This is a genomic window from Amycolatopsis sp. lyj-112 (assembly GCF_046549055.1).
Taxonomy (GTDB): Bacteria; Actinomycetota; Actinomycetes; order Mycobacteriales; family Pseudonocardiaceae; genus Amycolatopsis.
Map to the genome: position 1 here is coordinate 49,247 of NZ_JAJPWS010000002.1, position 14,419 is coordinate 63,665.

Here is a 14,419-nt window from a genome sequence, read left to right on the forward strand (position 1 = left end):
GGGGCTGGTCCGTCGCCGTCCTGGCATTCCGTGCAGTGGCGGTGGTTCTCCCCGCGCGAGCGGGGCTGGTCCGCGTTCGCGGTAGGCGGCGACGTGGCCGGCGCGGTTCTCCCCGCGCGAGCGGGGCTGGTCCGTTCCTCAGGTTCCGCAGGATCGCCATGTAGCCTTTCTCCCCGCGCGAGCGGGCTGGTCCGGCCTGGCAGTAGCCCTGGATCAGGCCGGTCCGTGTTCTCCCCGCGCGAGCGGGGCTGGTCCGGCTGAGCGCAAGCTGGCCGGTTGGGGTGAATGGTTCTCCCCGCGCGAGCGGGGCTGGTCCCGTGGCGTGAAGGCCGTCCGGAGACAGGTCAAAGTTCTCCCCGCGCGAGCGGGGCTCGTCCCGCGCCGGTCGAGAACTCCTACGCGTCACTGAAGTTCTCCCCGCGCGAGCGGGGCTGGTCCCACGGGCTATCGCACTGCCGAGCAGCGCACCAAGTTCTCCCCGCGCGAGCGGGGCTGGTCCGCAGTCGGGTGACCGATGGTGACCGGTTTTCGGGTCTCCCCGCGCGAGCGGGGCTGGTCCCTCGACGGCCGCCAGATCGGCCGAAGTCGGCTCGTTCTCCCCGCGCGAGCGGGGCTGGTCCCCGGCCGATCAGCTCGGCGAACTGCTTCAGCTTGTTCTCCCCGCGCGAGCAGGGCTGGTCCCGACGTCATCCCTGCGACTGGGCACACCCCGGGGTTCTCCCCGCGCGAGCGGGGCCGGTCCCCTCAAGCCCATACACCAAGACACACCCCCCTAGTTCTCCCCGCGCAAGCGGGGCTGGTCCGCACGGATGTTTCGATAATAGGCATTATCAGAACGTTCTCCCCGCGCGAGCGGGGCTGGTCCGTCGTGCCCGCCGACGACATCGATCACCGTGTCGTTTTCCCCGCGCGAGCGGGGCTGGCCCGGGCAGCAGAACCACCCAGGACGGTCAAGGCCGGTTCTCCCCGCGCGAGCGGGGCTGGCCCCGGGTCCGCGTACCAGTAGGCGGCCAGGTCGCCGTTCTCCCCGCGCGAGCGGGGCTGGCCCCCTGTCGACGCGGCGTTCGGGCTTGAGCGCGACGTTCTCCCCGCGCGAGCGGGCTGGTCCGCCGTTGGCGTTCTGCTCGTCGACCGCCTCGCGGTTCTCCCCGCGCGAGCGGGGCTGGTCCCTCGACGGTGACGCCCGCTTCGTGGATCTCCTTGTTCTCCCCGCGCGAGCGGGGCTGGTCCCGTCACCGACGCGACCGGCGCACACGGGCACCTGTTCTCCCCGCGCGAGCGGGGCTGGTCCGTAGCACGACTTCCCCGTCCGGTTTCTCGTCCGGTTCTCCCCGCGCGAGCGGGGCTGGTCCCGCGGCCATCCGGTCGGCGGCTCGCTTCCGCCGGTTCTCCCCGCGCGAGCGGGGCTGGTCCGGTGGCGTCGCCGAAGACCTCGAAGTGGTCGGTGTTCTCCCTGCGCGAGCGGGGCTGGTCCGCAGGACACGGTGATCGGCGAGTACTGGCGGCGGTTCTCCCCGCGCGAGCGGGGCTGGTCCGGTCGAGCGATCGGGCCGGTTCGGGCTGACCAGGTTCTCCCCGCGCGAGCGGGGTTGGTCCCTGGTGCGGCAACCCGTCCTGCGAGGCCGGCCGGTTCTCCCCGCGCGAGCGGGGCTGGTCCCGACTCCAGCCCGCCGAAGTTAGGCGCCGCCTGGTTCTCCCCGCGCGAGCGGGGCCGGTCCGTAGCAGAGCTACCGTGCCGCACCTCGTAGTTTGTTCTCCCCCGCGCGAGCAGGGCTGCTCCCGCCAAGGTCGGCCAGATCCACGACTACCTCAAGTTCTCCCCGCCCGAGTGGGGCTGGTCCGTCGCCGCTCGCCGCCGCCGTTGCCGGAAGGCGAAGTGCTGGAAACACTGATCATTGACGAGGAAGCCGGCGTCATGCGAATGCGTGGCAATCCGCATTTTCTGCTCGTGAACCAAGGCGCGGGGATACAATGTCGACTATGGCGGCGGCCTGAGCAGTTCTCCCAGATTATCGAAAATTGTAGTCTCGGACGGTTGCGACTTTACACCGGACACAAGCAACGTGACTGCCGACAGTTATCTGGCGCCTGGGTGTCGACCCCTGAGACCGCACTTACGCAGAAATTACCTTGTCACAGCTGCAAACACTACGCGAAACAGGCCCCACGCCAGCCTGAATCCGGTCACGACGACGCCCATCGCCATGTCATCACCGGGCCGGTTGCGATCCGGCCCCTTCTCACTTTGTCAGTGCTCACAGCTACTCGGCCCGACGAACAGGCCGCGACTCGGCACCGGCCCTGAACCGGCGACATGCACCGTGCGCCATGTCGCCGGACCAGAGCAGCCGGCGGGCTGCTAGCTCTCAGCCTTCTTCTTCCGCGGTGCTCGCTTGCGTGCCGGCTTCACCGGAGCTTCCTCCACCGGATCCGGCTCAACGTCCTCGACCGGCGCGGCATTGCCGAACGCTTCGTAGATCTCGTTCGGGATGCGCCCGCGTTCGGCGATCGCGTACCCGTTCTCTGACGCCCAGGCACGGACCTGCTGGTTACGGTCACGATCAGCAGACGTCGTGGCGCCGCCGCTTCCATTCGCCGTGGACTGGCCGGCCGCGACCCGGAGCTTGCGCCCGCCGGTACGGGTACCTGCCTCGACGTAGCGTTCCAGCTCATCGCGCAGAGCCTGCGCGTTCTCATCGGAGAGATCGATCTCGTACTGCACACCGTCGAGCCCGAACGGCACCGTCTGCGTCGCTTCACCACCGTCGAGATCATCGATAATCTCGACACTAACCTTCTGAGCCATCCGTACAGCCTTTCACCAAGTCGACCAGCGCCCCTACGCGCCAACGAACTTCGGAGCCTAGCTGCAGTTCACCAGCGTTGCGGCAGGACACACATCGGACGACGTGATTCCGAAATTCCGCCCGCCCAAGTTCTACGAGACCCACGCCGCGGCTGTCCTGAACCGAGACCTGCAAAAGAACAAGGAAACGTCGGTCCTGGTCTACGACTCGTTTGCCGCGTTGACCGTCATCAGCTGCATGAGCGAACTGGCCGTCGAGGACGGCCTTCACACCAACCCAGGCAATGGGGACTCGGCGGACTACCGCTTCACAGCGCCCTGATCGCCTGGTGCGCAAGGAAAAGATCGCCGGGACCACAGTTGGGTGGACAGGGTGCTGGACACGGTGGCCTCGTTGTCGACGAAGCCACCGGCGTCGCGCCCACCTGATCTGCGGCTTGGTTGCAGCGGACGGTCACGCTCAATCCTCGAAGACAACAGCTTTCGCGGCGTGGGCAAGGAGGCTCTGCGCGTTGTAGGGCAAGCCCATTCGGTTCCAATGGAAGATCACGTGATGGGCGAGAACGGCCCGCAGGCCGCGACGAAGGGTTCCTGCTCGGGCGAGCTTGCCGAGCTCGATCCCGGCGGCATGGAAGGAAACCGACCACGAAGCAAGATCGGCGAGTTGGCCAGCCGGTCTGATCAACGGGCTGGTGGGGCCAGCGTCGACGGTCATCAGCCGTCGAACCCCGGCCTGGATACCCGAGCCCCAAGCAGCTTAGCAAGTTCCGCAGGACACCCAGTTACCGTAAGCTGGATTACTTGACGTCCCAGTGCGCCAGCGCCGGGTGTTTCCCGGACGCCGCCCGCCGCAGGGCCTCGACCTCGGGCGGAATCTCGGTCAGGCCGTTCATCGTGTTCAAGGAGATCACCTCCAGCATCGGGCAACCGGCGAACGAGGGCAGCCTGGTGACCTGCCTGAGCTCGAACAACGACAGATACCGCAGCGTAGCGATCCGTCCGACAGCCGACACGTCACTCAAACCGCGAATCTGCCACAACCCCAGGGCCTCCAGCGAACCGAGCTGCGGCAGGGCGTCGAGATCCTTGGTGCCGCCTCCGATTAGGTTGAACGCGGCCAACTGCTGCAGCGGTCTTAGCACAGCAAGGCTGGACAGCGTGATCGACCGGAATTGCAGGGCCCGCAACTCGGTCATCGTCTCGACGACCTCGATGTCCTTGGTAAACCCGGTCAGGTCCAGCAGTTGCAGGTTCGTGAGGTGCTCGATCGCCCGCAGGCTGAACCGCTTCTTGGTCTTCCCCAGCTCCAGCGACACCAGATCATCCGGTAGGTGCCGCAACCCGTCGAGACTTTCCGCCAGGTAGTGTTGGCCCTCAAAATGCCGGATATGCGGGAAGTACCGCAGATACTCGAAGTCAGTGAAGCTGCCCTGGTAGTACGAGTACGCCCGCAGCGTCACCCGTGGATAGTCGATCAGAAAGTCGCTCAGCCGCTGGTATTCGTCCGTTGTCAGGGGCTGATTGAACTGCACGACCTCGCAGCGCTCGTCCATCGGCGCCAGCATCTCCGGGGTCAGAGGCGAGGCCACCTGCCGCCGGTCCGGTGACAGCTGCACCTCGTCCATCCAGCTCCCTCAGCTACGTAGGCCCGCACCCGACGCTTGCCGATTCATGTCGCCGATCTGCGACTGGTCAGCCTAGCTGGAGGTGTTGCCGACGTGCATGCCCACTGCCGCAGCAGCTTGACAAACCATAGGCCCCCGGCGACGCCCTGGACGCTGACTGAGCACGGTCGCCACCGACGCGATTCACCCACCGGTGATGCGCGCGGCCGCCGAGGAACCCGCCGTCAAGACTCACTGATCGACGGTCAGGTTCCCCAGCGTCGCCTCACTAGAGAATGAGGATGCTCCGCGGGACGGGTACCTCGGCGTTGTAGGCGAACGCGTCGTGCCATAGCGCGGCGGGTCCGAACTTCGCGCCGTCGGATGGGGCTACGAGGACGTCGACGGTGGGGCTGCGCTTGAAGAGTGCCGCGTCGGTCTTGCCGTCGCCGTTGAAGTCACCGACAGCGGGAATCTCCGAACCGATACCGAAGTTGTCATGCCAGAGAACGCCGACACCGAACCTCGCACCGTCGGATAGCGCCACGTACAGGTCACCGCCGGCACCTCGAACAGACGTCGAGATGTCGTCCCGGCCATCACCGTTGAAGTCACCCACAGCGGGGATCTCGTCGTTGTAGGCGAAGGACTCGTGGCCCCATGCCGGAGCACCGAACTTGGTTCCGTCGGAGAAGGTGACGAACACGTCACCGCTGCCTCCGCGAGCGAAGGCGACCACATCGTCCTTGCCGTCACCGTTGATATCACCGATCACGGGCATCTGATCGCCGGTCGCGAACAGGTCGTGCCAGATCACGCTCGGACCGAACTTCGTACCGTCGGACAACGAGACATACGCGTCGCCCGAGGTACCGCGCAGGAACGTCGCGATATCCGAGAGCCCGTCGCCGTTGAAGTCGCCGACCACTGGAATCTCGGCACCGGCGGAAAAGTACTCATGCCAGAGCACACTCGCACCGAACTTCGAACCGTCCGACAACGCGACGTACACGTCCCCGCGGGTCCCCCGGACGAACGTGATGGCGTCGGTCTTCCCGTCACCATTGAAGTCCCCGGCCAACGGAACCTCGGCGCCGACCGCGAAGTAGTCGTGCCACAGCTTCGCGTCGCCGACGAACTTGCCGCCGTCGGAACTGGCTACATAGACGTCACCGCCGGTGCCGCGGACGAAGGTGGCGATGTCGTCCTTGCCGTCACCCGTGAAGTCGGACACCGGCCGGGGCAGCGTCGTCGCTGAAACAGTGGCACTGGGCCGGGTCGTGTACCCATCCCCGGTGCTCGCCACCACCCGGTAGTGCCACTTCTGTTTCGCACGCAACGACTTGTGAACAAAGGTCGCCGTCCGAGTCGTGGTCAGCAGATGCGCCGCGTCGATCGGCACCTCCGGGGTGGTGGCGGCGTACAGCCGGTATCCCGCGTCGTCCTGCGGTGCCAGCGGACTCCAGCTCACCGTGATGGCGTGCGAGTTCGCCTTCGTTGCCAGCACGATGATCTGATCCCGGACCCAGTCGATGAGATCGTCGGTCCGGGTAGCGGTAGTGCCCTGCTGGGTCTCGGTCACGGTGAGACACCCGTGCTCCCAGGAAGCGCCCACCACACCGACCAGTTCGACCTTGCCCGCGACCTCACGGAACACCGGGCCGCCCGCGTCGCCCTTACACGCGTCGGCCCCGTTGTCACCAGTGAGAGGAACATCGCCGGCTGTCGGGGTGCCGACGGTGAACAACGCCGAATGCAGCTTGTCCGGTACCCACTCGGTGGCAGTACGACCATAGCCAGCCAACCGCACCTTCTCACCACCCACCGCGGCAGCGGCCCTCAGCGACACCGGCGCGATATCGGTGATCGTCGTATCAAGCCTCACCAGCATCACCCCGCGGCTGGCATGAGCCACAAGGTTCGTCACCTTGGCGACCTTGCCGGTGGTGCCAGCGAGATTGGTGCGGCCCACGGTGACGGTGGCCGCCTTGACGGGAAGACCACCTTGCGGATTGCCGGCGAAACAGGACGCCGACGTGATGACCCAGTCCGGCGCCACAAGAGCACCGCTACAGGCCGCACCCTCCATGTCGATCTTGGCAGTGAAACCGTAGTTCCCGTCGGTGACAGGTATCCCACCGGAGACGGCATGGGCGGGCACCGTGGAGGCCCCGCCCACCAACGCAGTGACGGTGAACAGGACAGCAAACCGCCGTCTTCGATACTTCATTTTATCCCCATCGCTTCAGCATGAATCGTCAGGCAGAACTACGCGAATTGCGATCGTCAAGCGACCGATCGCAATTCGACCAGGGCGGCTGGCCCTTCGTCCGGGTATACGGGTTCGCCGACAGGGGTCAGTTGCCCTGGCTTGATGCTGTAGTCGCGTTTGATGTCCTGGCCGTTGACTCGACCAGTCAGCGTGGCAGTGAGTTTATGGCTTCCGGCTTTCACGAAGTAGGTTGAGGGTATCTCCAAGGCCAGGTAGCCATCAATGCCGACGACCTTGAAGCACGCGACGTGACTCGGCGTGGTAATGCTGTCGCTTTCCACGGTGACCAGGTCTGCGCCTATCGCGCAGTCGACCCAGAATATCTTTCCGTTTCCATGTTTGAGCGTCAGGCCGATGGCGGCCGCACCCTCCTTGTTCGGATGCTGATAGTCCTCGACGAGTGAAACCTGGCCGACATCGGCCGAAACCGCCGGTTCGTCAGCGCCCCGGGCGTCGACCGCGGTTAACACAAAGCCGACGGCCACCAGGGCAAAGACGGCCGAAACGGCCCCCTTGACACGCATGAGCACAGTTCTCCCACTTTCCTGGAAAAGCACAACCAAGGAACAAGAGTCGCCGCACCAGAATTGTCGCGTCGGATGACGGACGCGCAGGACACCCACGACTTCTCAAGCCATGAGTCCCACCCCCTTGCCCGCCGAGATGCTACAAGCGGCGCTTCAGCAGGTCAAACGTCCCGTCCACTGAGGATTATCCAGCACCTTTCAAAGGTCGACACGTTGCTCTATTCGGCTCAAGTGAATGCTCCGATCGCCCCGACTAATACAAGGTTTGCCAACAACTCACTTATTGTGACTACACTCCACGGGAAGGCGTTCTCCGGATGTCGGACCTTCTGATTCTCTGGCTCCATGCATACTGTTGACAACGGGGGGAATTTGTGTGTGACGGTGTCCGCCTGAGATTTTCGCGGCCAAATCTACGGCACTTTGCGATAATCTTAGTCGTTTTAATGTTGCTCGGGGGAATCCTCGTGCAACCCGCTGGTGCCGAGACGCAGAACGTCGACGACCAGGTTCGCGGCGACCGCGCCATCGCGGTGGAGTTGTTGAAGACCGGCGGCCGGGCGACCAAGAACGCCGCCGAGGTGGCGCTGCTCGGCTCGGCTGAGCAACTGCGTGCCTTCGTCGCCAACGGCCAGCACCTGACGATCGCCCACGACAACCGCATCAAGGTCGGGCAGATCATGGCCATGTCCGGGCGGCGGGTCCGGGAAGCCGCGCAGGTGGCACTGGGCGGTAGCCCGGAGGACGTGCGCCGGTTCTTGGAGAGCGGCTGGCAGGAACCGCATCGCCTGGATCTTCGGGTGCAGGTCGGGCAGGTGATGGCGGCGAACGGCGCCGGCACCCGGGCCGCGGGACAGAAGGCACTGAACGGAACCGCCCAAGACGTCCTCAAGTTCCTCGCGGACGGGCAGTACACGCCTCAGATCTTCGACCGCCGCAAGCAGGTCGGGGCGATCATGGCCAATGGGGGGATGGAGGTCAACAAGGCCGCCCAACTGGCCCTCGAAGGCACCGACGATGACGTCAAGGAGTTCCTGGCCACCGGTCAGCACACCGCTCGGGCCAGGGACAACGAACAGGCGAGCATCACCGAACTGGTCAACCTCGCCAAGGCGGCCGGCACCGAAGCCGCCATCGAAACGGAAGCCGCGAAAGACGCCTCGGCGCGCGCCGTCGCAGCGGCGGAACTGGCCAAGCTGGCCGCGATCAAAGCTGCGGAAGAGACCGCGGCGGCCAAGGACGACGCGGCAGCCGCAGCAGCGGCTGCAGGGCGGGCCGCGGACTTCGCCAATCGCGCGGCTCAAGCGGCGCAGGAAGCGGTGACGGCGGCCAACGCCGCGAACAACGCCGCCCGTATCGCCTCACAAGCCGCGTCACGGGCGGCGTCGGCCGCGTCGGCCGCCGCCCAAGCGGCGTCCAACGCCCGCGGGGCAGCAGCGGCCGCCGCCGGCGACGCGAGCCAGGCCGCCAACGCTCGAGCCGCCGCGCAGCAGGCGAGGGATGTCGCGGCGGGCGCCCGACTTGCCGCGGACGCGTCGAAAGCAGCAGGCGAGGCGGCAAACCAAGCCGCGGGCGCCGCGCGCGGCGCCTCCAATGCCGGCGCCAACGCCGATCGAGCCGCCTACGCCGCGGAAGAGGCCGCGAGTCAGGCAGGAGTCTCCGAAGCGGAAGCCGCCCGCGCCCGTCGTGCGGCGGCCGATGCGCACCGCTTCGCCGCACAAGCCAACCGTGCGGCGACCAAGGCGGAGAACTTGGCCGCGCAGGCTGCCGCGGCCGCCGGAGACGCCTATAACGCCGCGATCGGCGCCGCCGTGCATGCCGAGAACGCAGCCCGTGCCGCGGACGAGGCAGCTGATCACGCCGGTGAAGCCGAAAACGCCGCCGCCGAAGCCGAAAAGCACGCTCAAGCGGCACTCCAGGCGGCCACGGCCGCCACCCAAGCCGCGGAACTGGCCGACCGGATCCAGAAGAACGCCCGCGAGTCGGACCAGGACCGGCTCGAACGGCTGGAGCAAGAAGGGATCGCGGCCGCCGAAAAGGTCAAGCAGGACCTGGAACAGAAAGCGGCTTGGGAGGCCGCCGAAGCGACCCGCGTCGACCAGGAGACCCAGCGCATGCTGGAGCTCGCTTCCGCCCTGGGCGCGGACACGGCCACGATGCTGAGCAACGGACGACAGGCCGCACTACGACTCCGGGTCAAGGGTGGCCCGTGGAGCCGGGACGCCGCGGAACGGGCGCTGGCGGGCGACGAACAGACGATGCTCGACTACCTGTTCACCGACCGTGAGGAAGCGGCGGAAGAAGACGACCGCGCGCGGGTCCGCTTCATCGCGGAGAACACGACGATCGACAAGCAGAGAACGGCCGCACAACAAGCCTTCCTCGGCGACGCCGATGAGCTTCGCGAGTTCCTTCGGACGAAACACTACGAGGGCAAGGAGCTCGACGACCGTAAACTGGTCGGGCAGATCATGGCCAAGGGCGGTGCCGCCACGCAGCGGGCGGCGCAAGCCGCGCTCGACGGCACCCCTGACGACGTGCGCCAGTTCATCGAGGTCGGCCAGTTCGAGTCGGCCAAACTGGACGATCGCATCACGATCGGGCAGATCATCAACACCGGCGGCCCCGAAGTCCAGGCCGCGGGCCGGATCGCGCTTGCCGGTCCTCCGACGTACGCCAGGGAATTCATCCAGACCGGCCGGTTCAAGGCCGCTCAACGGGACTCGCTGACCGCTTCGCACGTCTCGCTCGTCCAGCGGCTGGTTTCGGAGGCTTCGCGTATCGCGGCGACAGCCCGATCCAACGCGGCCGAGGCCGCCAGGGTCGCAGCCGTCGCCCGGAACGCGGCGAACGAAGCCGCGCATTGGGCTGCAGAGGCGAAGAAGTCGGCAGACGAAGCCGCGCAATGGGCGGCTCAGGCCAAACAATCGGCACGCGAGGCACAGGCGTCCGCCGACCGGGCCGCGGAGTCCGCCCGGACAGCCCGAGCGGCCGCCGCCGACGCGGAAAGGGCCGCCGCCGCGGCCACACTGTCGGCGACCCGGGCGGAGAGCTCGGCGGCGCAGGCACGGGCATCCGCCGCGGACGCTGCCAAGTCCGCCAAAGACGCGCGAGACTCCGAACTGGCCGCTGGCCGTGACGCCGCGCTCGCGCAGGAGGCAGCCGACGAGGCGTATCAGATCGCCGCGACCAAGCAGCAGGACGAACAACGGGCGATCGCGGGCGGACCGCTGACCGCTCAGGAACAGGCGGATCTGGCCGCGGTCTGCAAGGGCGACCAAGCCTGCATCGACAAGTACAACAAGGCCGTCGCCGACGCCAACATGTCCTTGCTCGACTTCCTGAAGCAGGAAGGCGCCGAAATCATCCTCGAGATGATCGGCTACAACGACGCCGTCAAATGCTTCACCCAAGGCGACGTCGAGGCCTGCATCTTGACCGTCCTCAACGCCCTCAGCTTCGCCAACCCGATAGGGCTGCTGACCAAGGGCGGCAAACTGATCGCCGCGATCGCCAAGATCGCTGGCAAGGTCGGCCAGTTCCTCAAGCGGTCCGCGGAGGCCAAAGACGAGGTCATGGCTGGCCGCAACGCCATCCACCAAGCGATGCGGCAATGCAAGCTCCCCGTGAGACCCAGCGGCGTCGCGGCCGCGACGCCGATCGTGATGGCCGACGACACCCGGAAGGCGACCAAGGACGTTGTCGCGGGCGACCGGGTCACCTCGGTCGATCCGGCGACCCGCCAGGCCACCACCCGTCCAGTCGCCACCGTGACCGGAGGCAAGGGCCTCACGCAGATGGTGACCTTGACCATCGACGCCAGCGGCAAGCGAGGCTCAGTCGACGCGAGCGCCGACCAGCCCTTCTGGGTGGCCGATCGCCACGCGGAAGCAGCGGCCGCGGACATCCAGAACGGTGAGCATCTGCTCACCCGGGACGGAAAGCCCGCGAAGGTCGTCGAAGTCCGCTCGTACACGCAGGTCACACAGGTCTACCACCTGTCACCCGCGGACAGCGACGGCTACTATGTGGCGGCAGGCGACACCGCCGTCCTCACCACCAACGCGGTCGAGATTTCTGCCGGCCGTCTCAAGCACCTCAGCAGGAAAGACTTCAAAAACTACTTTTTGAAGGACAAGAACGACAACATCTACTACTCAGGTATGTTCGGCGGGGAACAGACCGTCGCGAATGTGGAGTACCGGCACTCAAAGAACGGGAACCGGTTCAACAAGGAAAATGGCGACTACTTGGACCCCGTTCCGCAGAGCCGGACGTATGGGGAGGCCCGTTTGCTGGAGCATCGACTCGGCGAAGAGCACAAGACCTATATCGGCCGCCCGGAAGGGGACTTCCGCGGCAACCGGCAGCGCCCCCTCGCGGAGCGCAGCATGCCGGAGTATGAAGGCTACGAGGCGCGGCTCAAGCAGCTGAGTGGCGGGAGCTGTCCGTGAGCCCGCTTCTGGCAGCGGAGGACCTGCGAGCCGCCCTGGATTCGCTGGATTATGTCTTCGAGGCGTTCACCGAGGAGATCGGGGAAGAACCGACACTCGGAGAGTTCCTCGAGATAGCGAGCGTCTCGATCCAGCCGGGCGAGGACGTCCTTTCCGGCGCCCCTGTCCCGCTTCTGATGAAGGCGAAGAAAAAAGGGAACAGGTGGTACAAGGCCGACCCCTCCGACAGGGTCGCCTCGCTCAACGACAACACCTTCAGCGAAGCGGGCGCTTTCCTGACGCTTCTCATCGACCGGAGCAGGCCCGGCCATGGCCGTACGTTGTCTGCACAGGATCTCGCGAACAGTGTTCTCGAAGTCCTTCATGCGGGCGGGCGCGCCTTCGCCGACATCACGGCCGAGAACATCCTTGCGCTGACGATGCCAGCGGCCAAGAAGAGTGTCCAGCCGAAGATCGGCGACGTCATCGCGATCCCCGCGGAGCCGCGAGGGCACCACCTGGCGGTTGTGCTCGGCGACGACACCATGGGCCTCGCCGTCGGACTGCTGGCAGGGGTCTTCTCGCCACCGCGGATCGGCGACGCCGGCCGTCATCGCGCCCGGCACATTCCGATCTACACGGGCCACCGGTTGATCAAGAACGGGACCTGGCCGATCATCGGTAACCATCCCGCTCTGCTCGAACTGTTCCCCGACCCACCCGAGGTCTACTGGAAGGCGGTGACGGACTCGGGGCATCGGTTCGGCGAGTACGGCGGTGCGGGGCCCCTCGACGGACCTTTCCGCCTCCTCGACAAGGCCGAAGCGGAGGCCGTCGGGGTCCTGGACGGCACCTATCGGGCGACCTATATGGACGAGTATTTCCAGAAACAGATCAATGAGGGCCGCTTCGACAACGGGCCCGCACCGCGCTCCTGGCTCTGATCAGCGGGTGTGGGCGGCGAGGCGTTCTTCGCGGTCTCGGCGACGTCGCAGGCCGCGGAGGGTGCTCGGAGCGTCCCCAGGTCAACGAAGAAGATGTTCCGGCTGAGATGCTCAGCTGCAGGGGAGCCCGTCGTCGTGACTCAGTGATTGACGGTCGGGTTCCACGGTGTTGCCTCACTAGAGAATGAAGATGCCCCGCGGTACTGATCAAGGGTGGCAGGCTAGTGCCACGACGCCCGGCTTCGTCAATCCAATCCGCGCCCGACACCTCATCGAGGTCGACATCGGAGTTCTCCGAGCGCGGCCACAGACCGTCCCCGGCGTGGTTCCAGGCCGCCCACGATGGTGCCGGGGCGAGCGCGGACACCTCGGCAGGACTGGGGGCCAGCCGGATCAGCCGCGCGAACGCCTCAGCGAAGACAGCGGCCGCACGGTCCGCGGGCGGCAGCACGGCGCCGCCAGCGACATAGAGCTCCGCGGTGGCGATGTCGCCACCGAAGGGTACGGCGCCGGTGAGTGGCTGCAGGCAAGGATAACCGGCCTGAAACAGGCGACGCTGAACCTCGACGCAGACACGGCTGGAGTTTGTGCAAGTTCTCCCCGCGCAAGCGGGGCTGGTCCCTACCCTCTGCGGAGCTGGGTGAACGGCTACCCGTTCTCCCCGCGCAAGCGGGGCTGGTCCGGCGAGGTCGTCGACGAGGGCGGCACGTTCACCGTTCTCCTCGGCCAAGCGGGGCTGGTCCCCGGCAGCAGGCGATCGTCGCCGCCATCGAGACGTTCTCCCCGAGCAAGCGGGGCTGGTCCGAACTGCCCGTGCTGCTCGCCGGGTGTCGGCCAGTTTTCCCCGCGCAAGCGGGGCTGATCCGTCGAGCAGGGTGAACTCCCCATCGAGACCGTCATTCTCCCCGCGCGAGCGGGGCTGGTCCGATCCGCTCGTATTGCCGTGCCGTCTTCAGCTTGTTCTCCCCGCGCGAGCGGGGCTGGTCCCCGCGACTGCAGCGCCATCGGCACCACCCGCCGGTTCTCCCCGCGCGAGCGGGGCTGGTCCGTTCATGGTCCAGATCCCCGCGCACGTCATCGCGTTCTCCCCGCGCGAGCGGGGCTGTTCCCTGCTGCCCGTCGACCGCGTAGATCCGGCCGTCGTTCTCCCCGCGCGAGCGGGGCTGGTCCCCCGAGCGTGGTCGTGCTGCCGCACATGGTCCCGTTCTCCCCGCGCGAGCGGGGCTGGTCCGTGCTCGATCATGAGCGCCCCCTCGTGCTCGACGTTCTCCCCGCGCGAGCGGGGTTGGTCCTGGGTTCCGTAGAGCGTCGGACGGCCCACGTAGTTCTCCCCGCGCGAGCGGGGCTGGTCCCAGACCCAGACCGAGGCGAACGCGGCACTGGGGGTTCTCCCCGCACGAGCGGGGCTGGTCCGTCGGGAGAGCCGACCTGTCGTCGGCGGGCGAAGTTCTCCCCGCACGAGCGGGGCTGGTCCCTGTGCCAGGCTTCAAGGCATGGCTGATATTGGGTTCTCCCCGCACGAGCGGGGCTGGTCCGAGGACACGTTCGCGCTGTACGACGCACAGTCCGTTCTCCCCGCACGAGCGGGGCTGGTCCCGCCGGCGTCGTCTCGGCTCACGCCAACTCGCCGTTCTCCCCGCGCGAGCGGGGCTGGTCCGTTCGAGTCGTCCTCTTCCCGTTCCGGGACGGGGTTCTCCCCGCGCGAGCGGGGCTGGTCCGGCCGCCGTCTTGTTCCTCGTGATGTGGGTTGTGTTCTCCCCGCGCGAGCGGGGCTGGTCCCGCCGGTGCGTCCCACGGCTCGCCGAAGTACGTGTTCTCCCCGCGCGAGCGGGG

Annotated in this window: 8 protein-coding genes and 4 CRISPR repeat arrays (2 of these 12 cut by a window edge); of the genes, 3 read left to right on the forward strand and 5 right to left on the reverse strand. The window is 66.8% G+C overall.

Annotated features, from left to right (window positions below):
- Window positions 1-134: direct repeats of the CRISPR family, unit length 28 nt; unit sequence GTTCTCCCCGCGCGAGCGGGGCTGGTCC (it extends 202 nt beyond the left edge of the window).
- 93 nt (window positions 135-227) lie between these two features.
- A CRISPR array of direct repeats spans window positions 228-1,049; the repeat unit is 28 nt; unit sequence GTTCTCCCCGCGCGAGCGGGGCTGGTCC.
- 92 nt (window positions 1,050-1,141) lie between these two features.
- Window positions 1,142-1,718: direct repeats of the CRISPR family, unit length 28 nt; unit sequence GTTCTCCCCGCGCGAGCGGGGCTGGTCC.
- A 641-nt stretch (window positions 1,719-2,359) separates the two neighbouring features.
- Window positions 2,360-2,806, reverse strand: a complete 447-nt coding sequence (locus ACLJRL_RS07005) for a histone-like nucleoid-structuring protein Lsr2 (RefSeq protein WP_410655241.1) — start codon at window positions 2,804-2,806, stop codon at window positions 2,360-2,362.
- Between the two features lie 103 nt (window positions 2,807-2,909).
- Here ACLJRL_RS07005 and ACLJRL_RS07010 point away from each other — a divergent pair, with 103 nt between their 5' ends.
- Entirely contained in the window at window positions 2,910-3,128 is a 219-nt protein-coding gene (locus tag ACLJRL_RS07010; protein WP_410655242.1) for a hypothetical protein, read from the forward strand.
- Between the two features lie 138 nt (window positions 3,129-3,266).
- On the opposite strand, the gene ACLJRL_RS07015 is transcribed toward ACLJRL_RS07010, so the two are convergent.
- The 4 genes from ACLJRL_RS07015 to ACLJRL_RS07030 form a co-directional block, all read right to left on the reverse strand.
- Window positions 3,267-3,521 (reverse strand): hypothetical protein, encoded by a 255-nt coding sequence (locus ACLJRL_RS07015; protein WP_410655243.1) that lies wholly within the window; start codon window positions 3,519-3,521, stop codon window positions 3,267-3,269.
- 82 nt (window positions 3,522-3,603) lie between these two features.
- A complete protein-coding gene (locus ACLJRL_RS07020) occupies window positions 3,604-4,431 on the reverse strand; it encodes a hypothetical protein (protein ID WP_410655244.1) in 828 nt (275 codons plus the stop codon).
- A gap of 268 nt (window positions 4,432-4,699) precedes the next feature.
- A complete protein-coding gene (locus ACLJRL_RS07025) occupies window positions 4,700-6,589 on the reverse strand; it encodes an FG-GAP-like repeat-containing protein (RefSeq protein WP_410656141.1) in 1,890 nt (629 codons plus the stop codon).
- Between the two features lie 107 nt (window positions 6,590-6,696).
- A complete protein-coding gene (locus ACLJRL_RS07030) occupies window positions 6,697-7,206 on the reverse strand; it encodes a hypothetical protein (RefSeq protein ID WP_410655245.1) in 510 nt (169 codons plus the stop codon).
- A gap of 377 nt (window positions 7,207-7,583) precedes the next feature.
- Between ACLJRL_RS07030 and ACLJRL_RS07035 the strand changes: the two genes are divergently transcribed.
- The gene (locus ACLJRL_RS07035) at window positions 7,584-11,663 is read left to right on the forward strand and encodes a polymorphic toxin-type HINT domain-containing protein (protein WP_410655246.1); all 4,080 of its coding nucleotides are present in this window, start codon (window positions 7,584-7,586) and stop codon (window positions 11,661-11,663) included.
- Window positions 11,660-12,586 carry a hypothetical protein gene (locus tag ACLJRL_RS07040; protein ID WP_410655247.1) on the forward strand — a complete coding sequence of 309 codons (927 nt, stop codon included), beginning with the start codon at window positions 11,660-11,662 and terminating at the stop codon, window positions 12,584-12,586. Before ACLJRL_RS07035 ends, ACLJRL_RS07040 begins: the two co-directional genes overlap by 4 nt.
- Before the next feature lie 593 nt (window positions 12,587-13,179).
- A CRISPR array of direct repeats spans window positions 13,180-14,419; the repeat unit is 28 nt; unit sequence GTTCTCCCCGCGCGAGCGGGGCTGGTCC; it runs 495 nt beyond the window's last position.